A 17,187-nucleotide genomic window follows, 5' to 3' on the forward strand; every position below is an offset into this window, starting at 1 on the left:
TTCCTTACGATGCGGGCATGGAGCAGCAAACGGCGCAAGCGCGCTGGGAACACCGCACCCAGCGTCCGCTGCTGGCGCTCGCCGTGGTGTTCGCACTCGCCTACGCCGTGCCGATCGTGGACACGTCGGCGGGCCATTCGCTGACCGCGGTCTGCACGGTGGTCGAGTGGGTGGTGTGGGGCGCGTTCGCCGCGGACTACCTGGCACGGCTCGCGCTGACCGGCGACCGCAAGGGGTTCGTGCGCGCGCACTGGCCGGACCTGTGCGCGGTGGTGCTGCCGGTCCTCCAGCCGCTGCGGCTGCTGCGCATGGTCGCGACGCTGCTGCTGGTGGGGCGGCGGGCCCGGATGGCGAACCAGATCAGGCTGACCACGTATGTCGCCGGCTCGGTCGTCGGGCTGCTGATGTTCGGGTCGCTGGCCGTGCTCTCGGTGGAGCGGGAGTCGCCCGAGGGGAACATCCGCACGCTGGGTGACGCGCTGTGGTGGTCGTTCACGACGATGACGACCGTGGGGTACGGGGACCACGCGCCGACGACCGGTCTGGGCCGGGTGATCGCCGTGGGGCTGATGCTGTCCGGGATCGCGCTGCTCGGTGTGGTGACCGCGAACATCGCCGCGTGGTTCCTCGCCCGCTTCGAGAAGGACGACGTGGAGGAGCGGCGGCAGACTCAGGCCATCGAGGCGCTGACCGAGGAGGTACGGGCGCTGCGGGCCGAGGTGGCGGAGCTGAGGAGGACGCCCGCCGGAAGGGCCGAGAGCTGAAGGCGGGCCCCCGGTCGTCCCACCGGGGGCCCTTCCCTCACACTCCCCGGGTCAGAACAGCCCGTTGCCCGGGGTGGCCGCTCCCGCCAGCCAGATGACCGCCAGGAGCGTGTCGATGGCGCCCAGTACCAGGGCGACCAGAGCCGGTACGGGACCGGAGCGTGCCCATCGGCGGCCCATTGCGAGCCAGCCGCAGACCATCGCCACGGGGCCGAGGATGATCCCCAGCACGAAGAATCCCGCGACTGCGCAGATGACTCCGATGATCCCGAGCGTCGCGCGATCCGGCCCGGTCCGTGACCACGTCCGGCCACGTGAGCGGGGGTGCCTGCGCGTTCCGTGTCCGAAGCCCGCCATCATCAACTCCTTGAACCCCGGGGTCTGTTCGGGGTTCAAACAAGCGGGTACCCCCGATCCGCCCGGTAACCCCCGGGCCGTCGGCGCGCTGTCCCCCTCCGGCAGCGCGCCGCGGCACCCGTCGCCCCGAGCACCGTACGAACGTGCCGTCGGAACATGCCGCACGGGGAGCTGAACCACTGTGACCTGCGGCGCACACCGGGACGGCGGATCTTTAGCCTCTTCACCCTGATAGGCGAAGTCGGTTTGAAATCCGCCGGAACGTGTGCGTATGCCGGGGGTCGTCCGGCGCCGTGCGCGAGGTGGGTCGCCGGGCCCGGCGCGGACCGGCCGGTCGGGCGTGGGCGGCTCGGTCGGACGTGGCCGCCCCGTCAGACGTGGGGCCATCCCGTCAGACGTGGGCCACCCCGTCAGACGTGGGCCACCCCGTCAGATATGGCCCGCGCCCGCGCCCGCCTCCGCGTTCTCGCCCCGCTTGGTGAGCAGGGCGACGAAGATCGCCACGACCGCGACACCGCAGGCGACCAGCGAGGCGAGGCTCATGCCGGAGATGAACGTGTCGTGCGCGACATCGGCGATCTTCGCGGCGACCGCCCCCGGGGTGCCCTTGGCGACCGGGGCCACACCGACCTGGACCGCCTCGGAGGCCTGGTGCAGCTGGGCGGGGGTGAGCGGCGGAAGCCCGGCGTCCGTCCAGTTGCCCGCCAGGTCGCTGTCGACCTTGGAGGCCATGACGGCGCCCAGCACGGCCGTACCGAGGCTGCCGCCGACCTGCATCGCCGCCTGCTGGAGACCGCCGGCGACGCCGGAGAGCTCCATCGGCGCGTTGCCGACGATGACCTCGGTGGCGCCGACCATGACCGGCGCCAGGCCGAGCCCCAGCAGGGCGAACCAGACGGACATCAGGCCGCTGCCGGTGTCGGCCTTCAGCGTCGACATGCCGTACATGGCGACCGCGGTCGCGATCATCCCGCCGGCCAGCGGGACCCGCGGGCCGAGCTTGGTGATGGCGGCGCCCGCGAGCGGGGAGGCGACGATCATCATGCCGGTGAGCGGCAGCAGGTGCAGACCGGCCTCGATCGGGCTCATCCCGTGCACGTTCTGCAGGTAGAACGTCACGAAGAACAGGCCGCCCATGAACGCGATGGCCATCAGGATCATCAGCACCACGCCCGCGGACAGCGGGACCGAGCGGAACAGGCCGAGCGGGATCAGCGGCTCCCCGACCTTGGTCTCCCAGAAGGAGAAGAGGACGAAACCGACCACCGAGGCACCGATGAAGGCCCAGGTCCGGCCGTCGCCCCAGCCCCATGCGGGGGCCTTGATCAGGGCCCAGACCAGGCAGAACATCGCCCCGGAGAGCAGGGCGATGCCCAGCAGGTCGAAGGAGCGCGGGGCGCTCTCGGCGCGGTGGTCGCGCAGGATCAGCAGGCCCAGGATCAGCGCGAGGGCGCCGACCGGGACGTTGATGAAGAACACCGACTGCCAGTTGACGTGCTCGACCAGGACGCCGCCGAGGATCGGGCCGCCCGCGGTGGAGGCGCCGATGACCATGCCCCAGATGCCGATGGCCATGTTGAGCCTCTCGGCCGGGAAGGTCGCGCGCAGCAGGCCGAGCGCGGCCGGCATCAGCAAGGCGCCGAACAGGCCCTGGAAGACGCGGAAGGTGACGACCGCGGCGATGCTGCTCGACAGCCCGATGGCGCCCGAGGCCGCGGCGAAGCCGGTCACGCCGATCAGGAAGGTCTGGCGGTGGCCGAAGCGGTCGCCGAGCTTGCCCGCGGTGATCAGGGAGACCGCGAGGGCGAGGAAGTAGCCGTTGGTGATCCACTGGACGTCGGCGAAGCTCGCCTCGAGGTCCTTCTGGATGGCCGGGTTGGCGATGGCCACGATGGTGCCGTCGAGGGCCACCATCATGACCCCGACGGCGACGGTTATGAGCGTGAACCAGGGGTGTCCGCGCAGCCCGGAGGCGTGCGACGCGTCCGACGCGGCCGCCGGTCCCCGGTCCCCCGGACCCGTCTTGTCGAGGGTGGTCTGACTAGTCATGCGTTCGAGGCTAATGACAGCCGCTGACAATTGACAAACCTGTTCACAAGTCAGTAACTGACACCTATGGAGACACTCCGCGAACGCAAGAAGCAGCGCACCCGGGACGCGCTGCTGCGGGCCGCCGTCGAACTGTTCACCACGCGCGGTTACGAGCGGACGACCGTCGACGAGATCGCCGAGGCCGTCGACGTCTCGCAGCGCACCTTCTTCCGCTACTTCACCGGCAAGGAGGAGGCCGCCCTCGCCCTGCGGGATCTGGCGGTGGCGCGGTTCGTCGCGGCCGTGCGCGAGCGGCCGGCCGGGGAGGCGCCGATGCAGGCGCTGCGCCAGGCGGTCCTGGAGGGGTGGGACACGCTGGGCGAGATCATCGAAGCCGTCGTACCGGTCGAGCTGTACCTGCGCATGTACCGGGTGATCGAGTCGACGCCGGCGCTGCTCGCCGCCCACCTGCGGCGCAACGAGGAGACCGAGGACACCCTCGCGCGCGTGCTCGCCGAGCGGGAGGGCGTCGACGTCGACGCCGACCCGCGGCCGCGGCTGGCCGTGGCGGTGTTCGGCGGGGTGATGCGGGTGACGGAGCGGCGGTGGAGCGCGGGCGGGGAGCTGGGCCTCGACGCCATGCGGGCGCTCACCATCACCTACCTCGAACAGGTGGGACCCGCCCTTACACAGAACTGGCGGACAACCTGATACACATACGGACACGCCGAGGCCACGCCGCGTTATCGAAACGTGATCCCTGTCACTCGGCTCACGCGAGACCCGTCCGTTCTCCTAGTGTGTCCTCCCAGTGACTTCCTTCGAAACTCCCCCGCAACTGAGCGTCGGGCGCGCACTGCTCGCCCTGGCGGTCGTGTTCGTGATGCTCGCCACCACCGGCTGGACGGCCCTGCGCAGCCACCGCGTGGAAACCCCGCTGCGTGCCTCGGTCTCCTCGTGGCAGCACGGCCGCCTGCACGGACACCACCTGCCGGACCCCGACGCCTCCCCCGCCCGCCTGGCCCACTTCTTCGCCTCGCTCACCGCCCGGGAGCGCGCGCACCTCGCGCGCCGCTACTCCCTGGCGGTCGGCAACATGAACGGCGCCCCCGTCCGGCTGCGCTACCGCGCCAACCGCCACGCGCTCGCCGAACAGCGCAGGGTCGAGCTCAAGCGCATGCACGACAGCCGCCTCTCCCCCGCCGGGCAGCAGGAGGCGGGCCGCCGTATGCACCGCTACGAGGCCCTGATGAGCGACGGCCGGCAGATCCTCGCCTTCGACCCCGCCGGATCGGGACGGGTCGCGGAGGTGTTCGGCGACCTCGGCAGGGCGCAGCGCGTGTCCGTCGTCGTCCCCGGTGTCGACACCGACCTGCTCACCTTCCAGCGGACCAACCGCCCGTACCGGGCGCCGGTCGGCATGGCCGAGTCCCTCTACGCCGCCGAGCGGGCGACGAGCCCGGCGACGCGCACGGCCGTGATCGCCTGGGCCGACTACACCGCGCCCGCCGGGCTCGGCATCGAGTCGGCCACGGCCATGCGCGCGCAGGACGGCGCGGTACGGCTGAACGCGCTGGTGCGCGCCCTGCCCGGCAGGGCCCCGGTGTCGCTGTTCTGCCACAGCTACGGCTCCGTGCTGTGCGGGATCGCCGCACACCGGCTGCCGCGCCGGGTGGCCGACATCGCGGTGGCCGCCAGCCCCGGCATGCGCGTGGAGAAGGCCTCCCACCTGCACACCTCCGCGCAGGTGTGGGCGATGCGGGACGCCACCGACTGGATCAGGGACGTGCCGTACCTGGAGGTCGGCGGGCTCGGCCACGGGGCCGATCCGGTGTCGGCCGGGTTCGGGGCGCGGGTGCTGTCGGCGCGGGGTGCGAAGGGACACGCCGGTTATTTCGAGCCGGGCACGCAGAGTCTGCGGAACTTCGCGGACATCGGAGTTGGCGCATACCGGTCGGTGCGCTGCGCGCCGGACGACGGCGGGTGCCGGGCGGGTTTGTCCGGCACGGCCGCCGCCGGACGCGCGTAGAGGCGCAGAAACTGCGGTCTGCGCAGGATGGCGACGAAAGAGCAGGACCCGCATACGATGAGCCGCATGGGTGACGTACTGGCCGGATTTCATGCCGCCTGGGAGTTCGAGTCCGACTCCGTGCTCATCCGTTACGAACGGGGGATTCGAACACCCAAGCTCTTCCAGGCGCTGGGGGAGCGTCGTGTTCCGATCGAGGCGATCTCCGGGGTGACGCTGACCCCCGGCAGGCGCGGCTCGGTCGTCCTGCGCGCCGAGCTGCGCCCCGGCGCCGATCCCCTCCTGGAGGCGGCCGCGGGACAGCTGAAGGAAGGGTGCGACCCGTACCGGCTGGTGCTGCCCGCCGAGCGCGGGACCCTCGCCGAGTACTACGCCGACGAGCTGCGGACCCGGCTGAAGGACGACGCGGAGCCGGCCGAGCGGTATCTGGTGGACGCCCCCGGGGCGCCCCGGCAGTTCAAGGCCTACGACGCGAAGGCGTCCTTCGACGGCGGCACGGTGCACTTCCGCTGGTTCTGGACCGGCGCGTCGTCGGCGAAGTGGAAGGCGGGCGACCAGAGCTTCCCGGTCGCCGAGCTGAGCGGGGTCGAATGGCGCTCGCCCGAGGCCTTCGAAGGACATCTGCGGCTGGTACGGCGTGACGGGGCGGCGGCGCCCGCGCAGCCCGACCAGGACCCGGGGGCCGTGGTGTTCGGGCTCGGATACGGGCCCGTGCACGAGTCGCTGCCGTTCGCCGCGGCCGTGCTGGCAGCCGTACGGCAGAACGCGGCCGCGGCGGTCGTTCCCGCCGCGGCCCCGCGCCGCGACCCCGCCGATATCGCCGAGCGCATCCGTCACCTGGGGGAACTGCATCAGGCGGGGCTGGTGACGGACGAGGAGTTCTCGGTGAAGAAGGCGGAGCTGCTGGCGGAACTCTGAGTTCCGTCGCGGGATGCGGGTGCTCCGCGCCCCTCAGGGCGCCGCCCGGCCCGGCCCGCTCCTGCCTGCCCGCTACTCCCTGCCCGCGGAAGAGAACGACATGTCCGCGTACCGGTCGCCCGCCACCTTGGCCGCGACCGGCTCCAGCAGGGCCAGCTCCGCCTCCGTCAGCACGATGCGGGTCGCCGCGGCGTTCTCCTCGACGCGGCCCGGCTTGCGGGTGCCGGGGATCGGGACCACCGGCAGGCCGTGCACCGCAGCCCGCTGCTGGACCCAGGCCAGGGCGATCTGGCCCGGTGAGGCGCCGTGCGCCTCGGCCACCGAGCGGACCGGCTCCAGCAGGGCGGCGTTCGCGGCGGCGTTCTCGCCGGTGAAGCGGGGCTGCTGGCGGCGGAAGTCGTCGGCGGAGAGCTCGTTGTCGGCGTTGGTGAAGGAGCCGGTGAGGAAACCGCGGCCGAGGGGCGAGTACGGCACCAGGGCCACACCCAGCTCACGCGCGGCCGGCACCACGTTCGTCTCGATGTCCCGGCTGAACAGCGACCACTCCGACTGCACGGCGGCGATGGGGTGCACGGCCTGGGCCGCGCGCAGCTCCCCCGCCGTGACCTCGCTCAGCCCCAGGTGCCTGACCTTCCCCTCGCGCACCAGCTCGGCCATGGTGGCGACGGTCTCCTCGATCGGCACGTTCACGTCGCGCCGGTGCATGTAGTAGAGGTCGATCACGTCGACGTCGAGGCGCTTCAGGCTGGCCTCGGCGGCCTGGCGGATGTAGGGCGCGTCGTTGCGGATGACCCGGCGGGTCGGCTCGTCCGGCGGGATGGAGAGGGCGAACTTGGTGGCGATGACCAGCTGGTCGCGGTGGGCCTTGAAGAACGGCGACAGGAACTTCTCGTTCTCGCCCATGCCGTAGGCGTCCGCGGTGTCGTACAGCGTGACGCCCAGTTCCAGGGCCCGCTCCAGGGTGGCGCGCGAGGCCTTCGCGTCCACGGGCCCGTAGGCGAAGCTCATGCCCATGCAGCCGAGGCCCTGTACGCCGACCTCGGGGCCGTTCTCGCCGAGCCGTGCGGTCGGGATCCTGCTGTCCGTCATCGAACCTTCTCCGCCTCGTGGGCGCGGGCGCGTTCGGCGTCCGCATAGAAACTGATCTTCCGGTCGAGCACCGCGAGGGTGTCCTGGAGTTCGTCGATTCGGGTCAGCACGTCCCGGCGGGTGGCCTCCAGCAGCTCGAACCGCTTGCCGAACGTGTGGTCGCCCTCGCGCACCAGCTCCGCGTACCGCACCATGTCGGCGACCGGCATGCCGGTGAGCCGGAGCTTGCCGACGAGGTCGAGCCAGTCGAGGTCGCGGTTGCTGTAGCGCCGCTGACCGGTGTGCGAGCGGTCGACGTGCGGCATCAGACCGATCCGCTCGTACCAGCGCAGGGTGTGCGCGGTCAGCCCGGTGAAGGCGACGACCTCGCTGATCGTGTAGCTGTCCTGTCCTTCGGGGCGCCGGTGCGGGTGCGGCGCGGCGCCACAGACATCGGTCCTGGTGGGCGTGGTCTCCATCACCGTCATGTCCTCAACGCTATGGCCTTGGAGTGCACTCCAAGCAAGCGGAACGGGCAAGAAACCGGCACGGCGGCTCCTCCCGGAGCGCCAGCGGCCGCCCCCTGGATGCCGCCGGGCCGACGGGCCGCCTAGGCTCGTCGCCATGTCCTTGCAGAGCCTCGCGTTGATCGAAGACTGGCCGGTTCCCGCTGCCGCGGCGGGCGTGGTGCGTGCCGACGGGACCGTCCTGGGCGCCCGCGGACCCGTCGACCGGCGCTTTCCGCTGGCCTCGGTCACCAAGCCGCTCGCAGCGTACGCCGCCCTCGTCGCGTACGAGGAGGGGGCGATCGAGCTCGACGAGCCGGCCGGCCCGGCCGGTTCGACGGTCCGCCACCTGCTGGCCCACACCTCCGGCCTGGCCTTCGACGAGCACCGGGTGACGGCCCCGCCCGGCGAGCGCCGGCTGTACTCCAACGCCGGTTTCGAGCAGCTCGGCGACCACATCGCCAAGGCGGCGGACATCCCGTTCCGGGAGTATCTGCGCCAGGCGGTGCTGGAGCCGCTCGGCATGACGGGGACGTCCCTGGAGGGCTCCCCGGCCAAGGACGGCGTCTCGACGGTGACGGACCTGCTGCGGTTCGCGGCCGAGCTCCAGGCGCCGCGCCTGCTCGACCCCCGCACGGTCGCCGAGGCGATGACGGTCCAGTACCCGGGCACGAAGGGCGTCCTGCCGGGCTACGGCCACCAGAACCCGAACGACTGGGGCCTCGGTCTCGAGATCCGCGACGCCAAGTCGCCCCACTGGACCGGCGCTTCCTCCTCGCCCCGCACCTTCGGCCACTTCGGCCAATCGGGCACCTTCCTGTGGGTCGACCCCGACGCCGGGGTCGCGTGCGCTGCTTTGACGGACCGGGACTTCGGGCCGTGGGCGGTCGAGGTGTGGCCGGCCTTCACGGACGCGGTCCTGGCGGAGGCGCGCTGACGTCGCGCCGGTGAGCGCCGCGAGGGGCCGTCGGTTCGGTGTCCCCTTCAGGGCGTGGCCGTCATCTCCCACATCAGCAGCTCCGCCTCCGTCAGCGCCTCCGCCTCCAGGTGCTTGGCGTCGGTGACGCGGGCCGCGTCGCCCTCGGTCAGCCGCTCGGCGTCGAGCTGGATCCCGCCGCGCACGACGTGCACGTAGACGTACGCGCCGTCCGGGACCGCCGTGCGCTCCCCGGCCCGCAGACGCCGTACGTGGAGCATCGCGCCCGCCTCCGGCACCGCGTACGGCGTCGAGTCGGCGATGCCGTGGACGATCTCGTACGCGGGGTCGCCGCCCGGCTCGCGGGGGGCCAGCCACATCTGCACGAAGACCAGGGGCCGCTCGCCGTCGTTGCGCTCCACGTGCCGTACGCCCGCCGCAGAGCTCAGGCGCTGCACGTCGCCGGGGCGGACTCGCGTCTCGTGGCCCGTGGAGTCCCGGTGCGTCAGTTCGCCCTCGACCACCCAGGTCACGATCTCGGTGTGGCTGTGCCGGTGCTCGTCGAAGCCCGCGCCGGGGACGAGGCGCTCCTCGTTGCACGCGATCATCGCGCCGAAGCGGAGGTTCTCGGGGTCGTAGTGCGGGCCGAAGGAGAAGGCGTGCCGGGATTCGATGCCGGCCGCCGGGTCGCCCCCCGGGTAGCGCTCCGCAGCGCGCCGTACGTCCATCACGGACCCCACCGTAGCCGCGCGCGGACCCCGCCGTGGGGCGCACCGGCGACCCGGCGGCACGCACTCCCGTCCGGATAAGGCAGTCTTGTCCCCGTGCCCGAACCCGAAACGAGCAAGCCCGAAACCGTTGCTCCCGATGCGCACCCGCATGCCGGAACGCTGAAGCGACTGGAGAAGTCATCCGGTTCCCTCGCCGCGCAGGCCATCGCGCGCATGGACGAGACGCTGCCGTGGTACCGGGCGATGCCGCCGGAGAACCGTTCCTGGATCGGGCTGGTCGCCCAGGCCGGTATCGCCGCCTTCACCGAGTGGTTCCGGCACCCCGACACGCCGCAGGCCATCTCCACGGACGTGTTCGGTACGGCTCCGCGCGAGCTGACCCGGGCGATCACGCTGCGGCAGACCGTGGAGATGGTGCGCACCACCATCGAGGTCATGGAGAGCGCCATCGACGAGGTGGCCGCGCCGGGCGACGAGCGCGTCCTGCGCGAGGCCCTGCTCGTCTACGCCCGGGAGATCGCCTTCGCCACCGCCCAGGTCTACGCCCAGGCCGCCGAGGCACGCGGTGCCTGGGACGCCCGGCTGGAGTCCCTCGTCGTCAACGCCGTGCTGAGCGGGGAGGCCGACGAGGGCGCGGTCAGCAGGGCCGCGGCCCTGGGCTGGAACGCGCCCGAGCACGTGTGCGTGGTCCTCGGCACCGCCCCCGACGGCGACTCCGAGCTGACCGTGGAGGCGATCCGGCGGGCCGCCCGGCACGCCAAGCTGCAGGTGCTCACCGGGGTGCTCGGCGACCGGCTCGTGGTCATCGCCGGCGGGAGCGACAACCCGCTCGGCGTGGCCAAGTCCCTGATCGGGCCGTATGCGGCCGGGCCCGTCGTGGCCGGGCCCGTGGTGGCCGACCTGCTCGCCGCGACCCGCTCCGCGCAGGCCGCCGCGGCCGGGCTCAAGGCGTGTTCCGCCTGGCAGGACGCCCCGCGCCCGGTGCTCGCCGACGATCTGCTGCCGGAGCGCGCCATCGCCGGCGACCCGAGCGCACGCGAGCAGCTGGTGGAGGAGATCTACAGACCGCTGGAGGAGGCCGGGTCCGCTCTGCTGGAGACGCTCTCGGTCTATCTGGAGCAGGCGAGCAGCCTGGAGGGCGCCGCGCGGATGCTCTTCGTTCACCCCAACACCGTGCGCTACCGGCTCCGACGTGTGACTGACGTCACCGGCTGGTCACCCTCCGATGTACGCTCCGCGTTCACGCTGCGGATCGCGCTGATCCTGGGGCGTCTGGCCGACGGAGATCTCCCGGCCTAGGCTTTTGTCGGGGGTCCACAAAACCCCCTCGTGTTCTTCGTCCCTGTCCCCACGGGCGGCCCGGGCCGCCCTCAAGAGAGAGTGTGAGAGTGCTCGTACTCGTCGCTCCCGGCCAGGGCGCCCAGACGCCCGGCTTCCTGACTCCCTGGCTCGAACTGCCCGGCGCCGCCGACCGCGTCGGCGCGTGGTCGGACGCCATCGGACTGGACCTCGCCCACTACGGCACCCAGGCCGACGCCGACGCGATCCGCGACACCGCGGTGGCCCAGCCGCTGCTGGTGGCGGCCGGCCTGCTGTCCGCCGCGGCACTCGGTGCCATCACGCCGGGCGCCGTCGCGGGCCACAGCGTCGGCGAGATCACCGCCGCCTCCTTCGCCGGCGTCCTGGACGACACGGCCGCGCTGACCCTCGTACGCAAGCGTGGTCTGGCGATGGCCGACGCCGCCGCGGTCACCGAGACCGGCATGTCGGCGCTGCTCGGCGGCGACCCCGAGGTCTCCGTCGCGCACCTGGAGAAGCTGGGCCTGACCCCGGCGAACGTGAACGGCGCGGGCCAGATCGTCGCCGCCGGCACGCTGGAGCAGCTCGCCGCGCTGACCGAGGACAAGCCGGAGGGCGTGCGCAAGGTCGTCCCGCTGAAGGTCGCCGGCGCCTTCCATACGCACCACATGGCGCCCGCGGTCGACGTGCTCGCCGGGGCCGCCAAGGAGCTCTCCCCCGCCGACCCGCAGGTCACCTACGTCTCCAACAAGGACGGCCGGGCCGTCGCCACCGGCGCCGAGATCGTCGAGCGCCTGGTCGGCCAGGTCGCCAACCCGGTCCGCTGGGACCTGTGCATGGAGACCTTCAAGGAGCTCGGCGCGACCGCGATCGTCGAGGTCTCCCCCGGCGGCACGCTGGTCGGCCTCGCCAAGCGCGCACTGCCGGGGGTGCGGACCCTGGCGCTGAAGACCCCCGACGACCTCGACGCGGCCCGCGCGCTCGCCGCCGAGCACGCGAACGCCTGACGCCCTAAGGAGCCGTACGAACATGTCGAAGATCAAGCCCAGCAAGGGCGCCCCGTACGCGCGCATCCTCGGCGTGGGCGGCTACCGCCCGACCCGGGTCGTGCCGAACGAGGTGATCCTCGAGAAGATCGACTCCTCCGACGAGTGGATCCGTTCGCGCTCCGGCATCGAGACCCGGCACTGGGCCTCGGACGAGGAGACCGTGGCCGCGATGTCGATCGAGGCGTCCGGCAAGGCGATCGCCGACGCCGGGATCTCCGCCGAGCAGATCGGCGGTGTGATCGTCTCGACCGTCTCGCACTTCAAGCAGACCCCGGCGGTGGCGACGGAGATCGCCGACAAGCTCGGCACGGCCAGGGCCGCCGCCTTCGACATCTCCGCGGGCTGCGCCGGCTTCGGCTACGGCCTCACCCTCGCCAAGGGCATGATCGTCGAGGGCTCCGCCGAGTACGTCCTCGTCATCGGCGTGGAGCGGCTGTCCGACCTCACCGACCTCGAGGACCGGGCCACGGCCTTCCTGTTCGGCGACGGCGCGGGCGCCGTGGTGGTGGGCCCGTCCCGGGAGCCCGCGATCGGCCCGACCGTCTGGGGCTCCGAGGGCGACAAGTCGGAGACGATCAAGCAGACCGTGCCGTGGACCGAGTACGACAGCTCCACGGGCAAGTTCCCTGCGATCACGCAGGAGGGCCAGGCGGTGTTCCGCTGGGCCGTGTTCGAGATGGCGAAGGTCGCCCAGCAGGCGCTGGACGCGGCCGGGATCACCCCGGACGACCTGGACGTCTTCATCCCGCACCAGGCCAACGAGCGGATCATCGACTCGATGGTGAAGACGCTGAAACTGCCGGAGCACGTCACGGTCGCGCGCGACGTGCGCACCACCGGCAACACCTCGGCCGCCTCGATCCCGCTCGCGATGGAGCGGCTTCTGGCGACCGGCGAGGCGAAGAGCGGCGACACCGCGCTCGTCATCGGCTTCGGGGCGGGTCTCGTGTACGCCGCGACGGTCGTTACCCTCCCCTAGGCACTCCGTGCCGGATCGACACCGCATCCGGCACGGAGGAACACTGCCAAACCCTCTGGATCACAACGAAGGAGCGCCTGACATGGCCGCCACTCAGGAAGAGATCGTCGCCGGTCTCGCCGACATCGTGAACGAGATCGCCGGCATCCCGGTTGAGGACGTCCAGCTGGACAAGTCCTTCACCGACGACCTGGACGTCGACTCGCTGTCCATGGTCGAGGTCGTCGTCGCCGCCGAGGAGCGCTTCGACGTCAAGATCCCCGACGAGGACGTCAAGAACCTCAAGACCGTCGGCGACGCGACCGACTACATCCTCAAGCACCAGGCCTGATCCTCCAGGTCCGGTTGCCTGGCCCCGCCACCCGGCGGTGGCGCCGCTGAATCCCGATCCGTTGGAGAAAGAATTCCCGTGAGCCCGACCAATCGCACCGTGGTCGTCACCGGTATCGGCGCAACCACACCGCTGGGTGGCGACGCAGCCTCTACCTGGGAAGGCCTGATCGCCGGCAGGTCCGGCGTGAAGCCCATCGAGCAGGAGTGGGCCGCCGAGCAGGCGGTCCGCATCGCCGCGCCCGTCGCCGTGGAGCCCACCGAGGTCATCCCGCGGCCGCAGGCCCGCCGGCTGGACCGCTCGGCGCAGTTCGCGCTGATCGCGGCCAAGGAGGCCTGGGCGGACGCCGGCTTCACCGACAAGGCCGGGGACGACGCGGGCGTCGACCCCGACCGGCTCGGCGCCGTCATCGCCTCCGGGATCGGCGGCGTGACCACCCTGCTCGACCAGTACGACGTGCTCAAGGAGAAGGGCGTCCGCCGCGTCTCCCCGCACACCGTCCCGATGCTGATGCCGAACGGCCCCTCGGCCAACGTGGGCCTGCTGGTGGGCGCCCGTGCGGGCGTGCACACGCCGGTCTCCGCGTGCGCCTCGGGCGCCGAGGCGATCGGCTACGCCATTGAGATGATCCGCACCGGCCGCGCGGACGTCGTCGTCGCGGGCGGCACGGAGGCGGCGATCCACCCGCTGCCCATCGCCGCGTTCGGCAACATGATGGCGATGTCCAAGAACAACGAGAACCCCGAGGGCGCCTCGCGCCCCTACGACGTCGACCGGGACGGCTTCGTCCTCGGCGAGGGCGCCGGCGTGCTGGTGCTGGAGTCCGCCGAGCACGCCGCGCGGCGCGGTGCCCGGGTGTACGCCGAGGCGGTCGGGCAGGGGATCTCCGCCGACAGCCACGACATCGTGCAGCCGGAACCCGAGGGCCGCGGCATCTCGCACGCCCTGCAGAACCTGCTGGAGCGCACCGACCTGAACCCGGCCGAGATCGTGCACGTCAACGCGCACGCCACCTCGACGCCGGCCGGTGACGTGGCCGAGCTGAAGGCGCTGCGCAAGGTCTTCGGCGACGACGCCGACCACATGGCGGTCTCCGCGACGAAGTCGATGACCGGTCATCTGCTGGGCGGCGCGGGCGGCGTGGAGTCCGTGGCGACGATCCTGGCGCTGTACCACCGCGTCGCCCCGCCGACCATCAACGTCGACAACCTCGACCCGGAGGCCGAGGCCGCCGCGGACATCGTCCGCGGCGAGGCCCGCAAGCTCCCGGTCGAGGGCCGTATCGCCGCGCTGAACGACTCCTTCGGGTTCGGCGGGCACAACGTGGTGCTGGCCTTCCGCACGGTCTGAACCGGCGCCACGGACACCGGAAGGGCCCCCACCGGCCGGTGGGGGCCCTTCCGGTGTCCGTGGCGCCGGTTCAGATGACCGTGGTTCGGTCCGTGGCGCCGGTCCGTGGCGTCAGACCACTTGGTGCAGCCAGCGCACCGGCGCGCCCTCGCCCGCGTACCTGAACGGTTCCAACTCGTCGTCCCAGGGCTTGCCGAGGAGCTTGGCGATCTCGGCCTCGAGGTCGGTCTCGCCCTGCTGGGCGCGGACCAGGGCGGCGCGCAGGCGGTCCTCGGGGATCAGGATGTCGCCGTGGATGCCGGTGACGGCGTGGAAGATGCCCAGGTCGGGGGTGCAGCTGTAGCGCTCGCCCTCGGCGCTGGGGCAGGGCTCCGCGGTCACCTCGAAGCGCAGCAGGTGCCAGCCGCGCAGCGCGGAGGCCAGTTTGGAGGCGGTGCCGGCCTCCCCCTGCCAGGAGAACTCCGAGCGCCAGGTGCCGGGCGCGGCGGGCTGCCGGATCCAGTCGAGGTTGACGCGCGTGCCGAGCACCCCGGCGACGGCCCATTCGACGTGCGGGCACAGCGCGCGCGGCGCGGAGTGCACGTACAGAACCCCACGTGTCGTCACCGGCACCTCCGGGCAGAGCAGGTCGATCTGGCGAACTGGCGGACGCGTGGCCGGGCGGCCACGTTGATGGCGAGGCTACCGTGCGGCGGCGCAAGGAGTGTGACGTACCGTCGGTCCCGGTGCGCTGAAACACCCGCCATTCACCCGGCAGGACGCCTGTACGGGTGTGCACCGTTCCAGGAGGCGTGAAACGGGAACCCTCGCACGTTGTCATGAGGGGAACACGTCCGTACGACCAGAGTCCGTACGACCACCGTCCGTACGACCACCGAGGGGATCACCGGCGCATGCGGAAGACAAGCCACCGCTCACGGTCCGTTCTCGCCGCCGCGGCGGCGACCGTGCTGGGCCTCGCCGGGTGCGACGCCGTCGGTGGCAGCTCCTCCGGACCGGCGAGCGCCACGGCGCACACGGCGAGGCGGGCGCCGGCCTGGGACGTCAGCCCCCGTTCGATCGCCGCGGTCGGCGACTCCATCACGCGCGGCTTCGACGCCTGTACGGTCCTGTCGGACTGCCCCGAGGTGTCCTGGGCGACCGGCACCAGCTCCGCGGTGGACAGCCTCGCGGTGCGGCTGCTGGGCAGGGCGGGGGCGGCCGGGCACAGCTGGAACTACGCGGTGACGGGGGCCCGTATGGCCGACCTCCCCGGCCAGATGGCCCAGGCGGCGACACGCCGGCCCCAGCTGGTGACGGTCATGGCGGGGGCGAACGACGCCTGCCGGGCCAGCACCTCGGCCATGACCTCGGTGGCGAGCTTCCGCGCCGACTTCGAGGACGCGCTGAGCACACTGCGTCAGTCCCTGCCCAAGGCGCAGGTCTACGTGGCGAGCGTGCCGAACCTGAAGCGGCTGTGGTCGCAGGGGCGCACCGATCCGCTGGGCAAGCAGGTGTGGAAGCTCGGCATCTGCCCCTCGATGCTGGCCGACGCGGACGCCGTGGACCCGGCGGCGAAGCTGCGGCGCGACACGGTGCAGAAGCGGGTGGAGGCGTACAACGACGTGCTGAAGGAGGTCTGCGCGAAGGACCGCCGGTGCCGCTTCGACGACGACGCGGTCTACGACTACCGCTTCGGCACGGACCAGTTGAGCAAGTGGGACTGGTTCCACCCGAGTGTGAACGGCCAGGCGCGGCTCGCGGAGATCGCCTACCGGAAGGTCACCGCGAAGGGGGACTGAGGCGGCCGCCGCACCGGGTCGTGTCCTAAAGTTCCGAACATGAACGAACTCTTCGGCACACTTTCCGACGGCACCGAGGTCCACCGCTGGACCCTGGAGCGGGCGGGCATACGGGTCCGGGTCCTGTCGTACGGCGGGATCGTGCAGTCGCTGGAGGTCCCGGACCGGTGGGGGACCCCGCGCCCGGGCGAAGCCGGGAGCGGCGGAGGGCGCGCCGCGAACGTGGTGCTGGGGTTCGCCGACCTGGAGGGCTACCTGGCGCACCCGGAGCCGTACCTGGGCGCCCTCATCGGCCGGTACGCCAACCGGATCGCCGGCGGCCGCTTCCCGCTGGACGGCGCGCTCTACGCGCTCGCGCGGAACAACGGCCCGAACTCGCTGCACGGCGGCGACGGCGGCTTCGACAAGCGGGTGTGGGACGTGACCCCCCTGGCGGACGAGGCCGGCCCGCACGGGCTGCGGCTGAGCCGGGTCAGCCCGCACGGCGAGGAGGGCTTCCCGGGCCGCCTCGAGGTCCGTGCCACGTACACGCTGGAGCCGGACGGCGGGCTCGCGATCTCGTACGAGGCGGTCACCGACGCGCCGACGGTGGTGAACCTGACCAACCACAGCTACTTCAACCTCGCCGGCTCGGGGAACGCCGGCGGCCATGAACTGCGCCTGGCCGCCTCCCGCTTCACCCCGGTCGACGAGGACCTGATCCCCACCGGCGAGCTCGCCGACGTCACGGGCACCCGCTTCGACTTCCGCCGGGCGCGGAAGGTCGGCGCCGGCTACGACCACAACTTCGTCCTCGACGGCGGGGTCACCGAGGCGCCCCGGGAGGTGGCCGAGCTGTACGATCCCGCGTCCGGGCGGGTGATGACGGTGGAGACCACCGAACCGGGCCTGCAGCTCTACACCGCGGACCACCTGGGCGGCCCCTTCGCCCCCGGCGACGGCATCGCGCTGGAGACCCAGCACCACCCCGACTCCCCGAACCACCCGGACTTCCCGAGCACGGTGCTGCGCCCGGGCGAGGTGTTCCGGTCGCGGACGGTCTACCGCTTCGCCTCCCGCTGACCGGGCCGCGGACGTC

18 protein-coding genes are annotated in these 17,187 nt (G+C 72.2%); 12 read left to right on the plus strand and 6 right to left on the minus strand.

The annotated features are described in order from the left end of the window. The first annotated feature begins 17 nt into the window (after nucleotides 1–17). Complete coding sequence (locus tag ACJ9NR_RS12635; protein ID WP_412487638.1) at nucleotides 18–764, plus strand: potassium channel family protein; 747 nt, start codon at nucleotides 18–20, stop codon at nucleotides 762–764. A 51-nt stretch (nucleotides 765–815) separates the two neighbouring features. Here ACJ9NR_RS12635 and ACJ9NR_RS12640 read toward each other — a convergent pair whose 3' ends face one another. Both ACJ9NR_RS12640 and ACJ9NR_RS12645 read right to left on the minus strand, forming a co-directional pair. Next, a complete protein-coding gene (locus ACJ9NR_RS12640; protein WP_412488816.1) occupies nucleotides 816–1,124 on the minus strand; it encodes a small hydrophobic protein in 309 nt (102 codons plus the stop codon). A gap of 426 nt (nucleotides 1,125–1,550) precedes the next feature. After that, entirely contained in the window at nucleotides 1,551–3,170 is a 1,620-nt protein-coding gene (locus ACJ9NR_RS12645) for an MFS transporter (protein ID WP_412487639.1), read from the minus strand. 66 nt (nucleotides 3,171–3,236) lie between these two features. On the opposite strand from ACJ9NR_RS12645, the gene ACJ9NR_RS12650 reads away from it, so the two are divergent. The 3 genes from ACJ9NR_RS12650 (at nucleotide 3,237) to ACJ9NR_RS12660 (ending at nucleotide 6,099) form a co-directional block, all read left to right on the plus strand. Next, nucleotides 3,237–3,863, plus strand: a complete 627-nt coding sequence (locus ACJ9NR_RS12650; protein ID WP_412487640.1) for a TetR family transcriptional regulator — start codon at nucleotides 3,237–3,239, stop codon at nucleotides 3,861–3,863. 100 nt (nucleotides 3,864–3,963) lie between these two features. Further along, nucleotides 3,964–5,181 (plus strand): alpha/beta hydrolase, encoded by a 1,218-nt coding sequence (locus ACJ9NR_RS12655; protein WP_412487641.1) that lies wholly within the window; start codon nucleotides 3,964–3,966, stop codon nucleotides 5,179–5,181. Between the two features lie 57 nt (nucleotides 5,182–5,238). Next, nucleotides 5,239–6,099 carry a DUF4429 domain-containing protein gene (locus ACJ9NR_RS12660; protein WP_412487642.1) on the plus strand — a complete coding sequence of 287 codons (861 nt, stop codon included), beginning with the start codon at nucleotides 5,239–5,241 and terminating at the stop codon, nucleotides 6,097–6,099. Between the two features lie 72 nt (nucleotides 6,100–6,171). Here the strand turns inward: ACJ9NR_RS12660 and ACJ9NR_RS12665 are convergent, their stop codons facing one another. Together ACJ9NR_RS12665 and ACJ9NR_RS12670 are read right to left on the minus strand one after the other, a co-directional pair. Next, nucleotides 6,172–7,188 (minus strand): aldo/keto reductase, encoded by a 1,017-nt coding sequence (locus ACJ9NR_RS12665; protein WP_412487643.1) that lies wholly within the window; start codon nucleotides 7,186–7,188, stop codon nucleotides 6,172–6,174. Beyond that, nucleotides 7,185–7,655 (minus strand): MerR family transcriptional regulator, encoded by a 471-nt coding sequence (locus ACJ9NR_RS12670; protein WP_412487644.1) that lies wholly within the window; start codon nucleotides 7,653–7,655, stop codon nucleotides 7,185–7,187. The genes ACJ9NR_RS12665 and ACJ9NR_RS12670 overlap by 4 nt, the downstream gene beginning before the upstream one ends. Nucleotides 7,656–7,791: 136 nt before the next feature. Between ACJ9NR_RS12670 and ACJ9NR_RS12675 the strand changes: the two genes are divergently transcribed. Beyond that, on the plus strand, nucleotides 7,792–8,610 hold the full coding sequence (locus tag ACJ9NR_RS12675; RefSeq protein ID WP_412487645.1) for a serine hydrolase domain-containing protein: 819 nt from the start codon (nucleotides 7,792–7,794) through the stop codon (nucleotides 8,608–8,610). Nucleotides 8,611–8,657: 47 nt separating this feature from the next. Here ACJ9NR_RS12675 and ACJ9NR_RS12680 read toward each other — a convergent pair whose 3' ends face one another. Continuing rightward, a complete protein-coding gene (locus ACJ9NR_RS12680; RefSeq protein WP_412488817.1) occupies nucleotides 8,658–9,317 on the minus strand; it encodes a pirin family protein in 660 nt (219 codons plus the stop codon). Between the two features lie 96 nt (nucleotides 9,318–9,413). Here ACJ9NR_RS12680 and fasR point away from each other — a divergent pair, with 96 nt between their 5' ends. From fasR to fabF, 5 genes are all read left to right on the plus strand, one after another. Continuing rightward, a complete protein-coding gene (gene fasR / locus ACJ9NR_RS12685) occupies nucleotides 9,414–10,619 on the plus strand; it encodes a fatty acid biosynthesis transcriptional regulator FasR (RefSeq protein WP_412487646.1) in 1,206 nt (401 codons plus the stop codon). 89 nt (nucleotides 10,620–10,708) lie between these two features. Continuing rightward, nucleotides 10,709–11,626 carry an ACP S-malonyltransferase gene (locus tag ACJ9NR_RS12690; RefSeq protein WP_412487647.1) on the plus strand — a complete coding sequence of 306 codons (918 nt, stop codon included), beginning with the start codon at nucleotides 10,709–10,711 and terminating at the stop codon, nucleotides 11,624–11,626. Nucleotides 11,627–11,648: 22 nt separating this feature from the next. Continuing rightward, the gene (locus tag ACJ9NR_RS12695) at nucleotides 11,649–12,647 is read left to right on the plus strand and encodes a ketoacyl-ACP synthase III (RefSeq protein WP_412487648.1); all 999 of its coding nucleotides are present in this window, start codon (nucleotides 11,649–11,651) and stop codon (nucleotides 12,645–12,647) included. An 82-nt stretch (nucleotides 12,648–12,729) separates the two neighbouring features. Beyond that, a complete protein-coding gene (locus ACJ9NR_RS12700) occupies nucleotides 12,730–12,978 on the plus strand; it encodes an acyl carrier protein (RefSeq protein WP_015660680.1) in 249 nt (82 codons plus the stop codon). Nucleotides 12,979–13,056: 78 nt separating this feature from the next. Beyond that, nucleotides 13,057–14,328 (plus strand): beta-ketoacyl-ACP synthase II, encoded by a 1,272-nt coding sequence (fabF, locus tag ACJ9NR_RS12705; protein WP_412487649.1) that lies wholly within the window; start codon nucleotides 13,057–13,059, stop codon nucleotides 14,326–14,328. 111 nt (nucleotides 14,329–14,439) lie between these two features. Here fabF and ACJ9NR_RS12710 read toward each other — a convergent pair whose 3' ends face one another. Further along, nucleotides 14,440–14,934, minus strand: coding sequence for a DUF3145 domain-containing protein (locus ACJ9NR_RS12710; RefSeq protein ID WP_412487650.1), 495 nt, complete (start codon nucleotides 14,932–14,934; stop codon nucleotides 14,440–14,442). 287 nt (nucleotides 14,935–15,221) lie between these two features. On the opposite strand from ACJ9NR_RS12710, the gene ACJ9NR_RS12715 reads away from it, so the two are divergent. Then, nucleotides 15,222–16,109 carry an SGNH/GDSL hydrolase family protein gene (locus ACJ9NR_RS12715; RefSeq protein WP_412487651.1) on the plus strand — a complete coding sequence of 296 codons (888 nt, stop codon included), beginning with the start codon at nucleotides 15,222–15,224 and terminating at the stop codon, nucleotides 16,107–16,109. 39 nt (nucleotides 16,110–16,148) lie between these two features. Beyond that, on the plus strand, nucleotides 16,149–17,171 hold the full coding sequence (locus ACJ9NR_RS12720; protein WP_412487652.1) for an aldose epimerase family protein: 1,023 nt from the start codon (nucleotides 16,149–16,151) through the stop codon (nucleotides 17,169–17,171). Nucleotides 17,172–17,187 lie beyond the last annotated feature (16 nt).

The sequence above is a fragment of the Streptomyces sediminimaris genome (assembly GCF_047049295.1).
Taxonomy (GTDB): domain Bacteria; phylum Actinomycetota; class Actinomycetes; order Streptomycetales; family Streptomycetaceae; genus Streptomyces; species Streptomyces sediminimaris.

Coding starts and splice junctions, on each gene's coding strand:
- ACJ9NR_RS12715 (WP_412487651.1), top strand. CDS start 15,222: ATGCGGAAGACAAGCCACCGCTCACGGTCCGTTCTCGCCGCCGCGGCG.
- ACJ9NR_RS12695 (WP_412487648.1), top strand. CDS start 11,649: ATGTCGAAGATCAAGCCCAGCAAGGGCGCCCCGTACGCGCGCATCCTC.
- ACJ9NR_RS12640 (WP_412488816.1), bottom strand. CDS start 1,124: ATGATGGCGGGCTTCGGACACGGAACGCGCAGGCACCCCCGCTCACGT.
- ACJ9NR_RS12665 (WP_412487643.1), bottom strand. CDS start 7,188: ATGACGGACAGCAGGATCCCGACCGCACGGCTCGGCGAGAACGGCCCC.
- ACJ9NR_RS12670 (WP_412487644.1), bottom strand. CDS start 7,655: ATGACGGTGATGGAGACCACGCCCACCAGGACCGATGTCTGTGGCGCC.
- ACJ9NR_RS12680 (WP_412488817.1), bottom strand. CDS start 9,317: ATGGACGTACGGCGCGCTGCGGAGCGCTACCCGGGGGGCGACCCGGCG.
- ACJ9NR_RS12700 (WP_015660680.1), top strand. CDS start 12,730: ATGGCCGCCACTCAGGAAGAGATCGTCGCCGGTCTCGCCGACATCGTG.
- ACJ9NR_RS12645 (WP_412487639.1), bottom strand. CDS start 3,170: ATGACTAGTCAGACCACCCTCGACAAGACGGGTCCGGGGGACCGGGGA.
- ACJ9NR_RS12650 (WP_412487640.1), top strand. CDS start 3,237: ATGGAGACACTCCGCGAACGCAAGAAGCAGCGCACCCGGGACGCGCTG.
- ACJ9NR_RS12720 (WP_412487652.1), top strand. CDS start 16,149: ATGAACGAACTCTTCGGCACACTTTCCGACGGCACCGAGGTCCACCGC.
- ACJ9NR_RS12660 (WP_412487642.1), top strand. CDS start 5,239: ATGAGCCGCATGGGTGACGTACTGGCCGGATTTCATGCCGCCTGGGAG.
- ACJ9NR_RS12635 (WP_412487638.1), top strand. CDS start 18: ATGGAGCAGCAAACGGCGCAAGCGCGCTGGGAACACCGCACCCAGCGT.
- ACJ9NR_RS12675 (WP_412487645.1), top strand. CDS start 7,792: ATGTCCTTGCAGAGCCTCGCGTTGATCGAAGACTGGCCGGTTCCCGCT.